This is a genomic window from Aquibium sp. ELW1220 (assembly GCF_030398385.1).
GTDB lineage: Bacteria > Pseudomonadota > Alphaproteobacteria > Rhizobiales > Rhizobiaceae > Aquibium.
In genome coordinates, this window is record NZ_JAOAOQ010000096.1 from 1 (window position 1) to 2,558 (window position 2,558).

Annotated in this window: 2 protein-coding genes; both read right to left on the reverse strand. The window is 64.6% G+C overall.

What is annotated here, in order from left to right; translation table 11 throughout:
• Positions 1 to 17: 17 nt before the first annotated feature.
• On the reverse strand, positions 18 to 2,075 hold the full coding sequence (locus N1F91_RS30810) for a recombinase family protein (protein WP_289997731.1): 2,058 nt from the start codon (positions 2,073 to 2,075) through the stop codon (positions 18 to 20).
• Positions 2,056 to 2,256 (reverse strand): hypothetical protein, encoded by a 201-nt coding sequence (locus N1F91_RS30815; RefSeq protein WP_289997732.1) that lies wholly within the window; start codon positions 2,254 to 2,256, stop codon positions 2,056 to 2,058. Before N1F91_RS30815 ends, N1F91_RS30810 begins: the two co-directional genes overlap by 20 nt.
• Positions 2,257 to 2,558 lie beyond the last annotated feature (302 nt).

A 2,558-nucleotide genomic window follows, 5' to 3' on the forward strand; every position in this document is an offset into this window, starting at 1 on the left:
ATGCACACCTTCCTACGTCATTGAAGATTCAGCATGTTCTGTGCGGGGTCAGTTGTTCGCGCACGACCGGACCGATGAATGTCCGGTCCCAGGGCTACAATTTGCGCTTCCGGGATGGCCCAAGGGGCGCCCTTGCAGACCTGTTTGCCTGTAATCGAGGCGTCCCGCATCAGACGGAGCACGGTCATCTTGCTGACCCCCAACCGGCCTGCCGTCTCCTCGAGCGTCAGTTCGCCCCGCTCGGCCATTTCCCCAGACCGGTGCACCGCGATGCGATGGTCGTTGCGGAAGCTGCGGACTCGCGCCTCTGTCCATGGGTTGCCACGGCCGGTTCGCTTGCCGAGGCGGTTCAGCGTTGCCGCGATTGCTCCGTCCCCTTGCTGACGAGCGAGCGCCCGGATCAGGTCCTGGACATCGGCATCGCTGCTGTATCGGTGCTGGCCGATTCGGTTGCGCGGAACGTTGAGCCGCGTGTGGTCTCCACCTTTCCAATGGAGAAGAAGCTCGATCCGCTGCTCCGTGAGTGTGGCGACGATTTCCTCGAGGACGGCGCGCAGGATCCGCTTGCGTGTCTCTGCGGTCGCGCCGGGAAGAGACCAGGCCATGGGAAGATCCGCGCCGAGTGACAGCAGGCGCTCCCGCTCCGCCACCGAGAGGGACGGCCTGTCTGCCCCAATGGCGGTGAGACGCTCCTCCAGGCGATGCGCTTCTGTCAATCGGTCGTTCCAGCGCCGCTCAAGTTCGGCCGCGACCAAGCGGTTCGCGGGGTCGACGGCATCGTATTGGCGACGGGCGAGATCGGCTTCATAGCGCGCCTGCGTCAATGCAAGTTCCGCCTGCCGGCGTGTGTCGGCGATCTCGGCGTCGCGTGAGGCGAGCGCCATCAGAGCGGCCTCGATTCCCAGCGGGCTCAACAGCCGTAGCGTCTCCTCTGAGACCGCCGCATCGATGCGCAGGCCGCCGAACGAGATGCAGGCCTGCGTCCCGTGGTTGATATGCGCACCTCGACAGGAATACCGAACGCAGAAGCCGTCAGTACCGCTGTAGGAGACATGAAGCCGACGGCCGCAATGGCCGCAGCGCAGCAGTCCCGCGAGCAGCGCGTCGCCTCGGCGAACTGCACCGCGCACCATCAGACCACGGCAGTTGGCGTTATCGGCGATCAGACGCTGGTTCCTCTCGAACTCCGCCCAGGGAACGTAGCCCTCGTGGTGGTCTAAGATCAACACATCCCACTCTTCCTGGTCACGGCGATGACCACGGCTGACACGCTTGCGCCCGTTCTCAACCGTCACCCGGCTCGCCGTCCGGCCAAAGGCGTAAGCCCCACCGTAGGTCGGGTTGGTCAGAATCCCGCGGATTGTGTTGTAGACCGGCAGTTTCCAGACGATGCGCCGTCCCTCGCCATCGATCTCAATCGCAGGCATCGGCAAGCCCTCCTGCCGCAGCCACAAATGAACCTGCCGGATGCTCTGGAACTCGGCGAACTTGCGGAACACAAGACCGACCGCCTCCTGGACACGCCGATCGGGATCCTTGGCGATGCGGTCACGCCGGACCTTCATGTAGCCGACGGCCACGTTGAGAAACAACTCGCCTCGCCGCGCCTTCTGGCGCAGCGCCTCCAGCGAGCGCTGACGCAGGATCGACAGTTCCATCTCGCTCATCGTGCCCTTCATGCCGAGCAGCAGCCGGTCGTTCGGCAAGCGCGGATCATAGAGGCCGTCCTCGTCGGCCAGCAGGCAGCCCACGAGCCCGCAGAATTCCAGCAATGTGTGCCAGTCGCGCCCGTTGCGCGCGAGCCGCGAGGCTTCCACCGCCAGAACGATCCCCACACGACCTTCGCAGATGGCCAGCAGCAATCGCTCGAAGCCCGGACGCGCGATACCGCCACCCGACCGACCGAGATCGTCGTCGATGACGACCGGCTCCGCCCAACCGAGCTGACGCGCGCGCTCGGCGAGGCCGTACTGCCGGCGCCTGCTTTCGTGGTTGTGCAGCAGCTGATCCTGCGTCGACTGCCTGACATAGACGAAGGCCTGTCGCCCAAGATGCTCAGACGCGATCTTGCTCATCGCGCCCTCCCTGCATCGCGGCGTCTTCCGCCTTCGTCCCGGTCTGCGCCTCCGCCACCTCGAGCAAGAGCGCCGCCAGCAACGGGATCGCCGCCGCCTGCGCCGTCATTGGCAACACCGGTCCCGGCTCCATCAGCGCAAGAAGGTCCCCTTGCCGCCACAACTGCTGCACTTGCCCCATCTCGCTCTCCTCTCTCGATTCCAGATAGCGAGGATAGGATCGCATCGAGCGTGAGGCGAAGGTCACGCAGTCCGAGGACAGACAGGCATGGCTGCTCCTTCACCGCCATGGCCACAGCTTCAGGCGCACACATCCAAATCGGGATCTGCGCCAGCGTGCCGTCTGGCTGGCGGACCACAAACATCCTGGCGCCACGGAACCGATGGCACCGAACAATCTGAAAGCGCTCGCCATAGCGCGGGTGAAACCGATAGTAGATCGTTGCCTCACCCTGATACTGGGCAGTATGTGACTGGATCAAC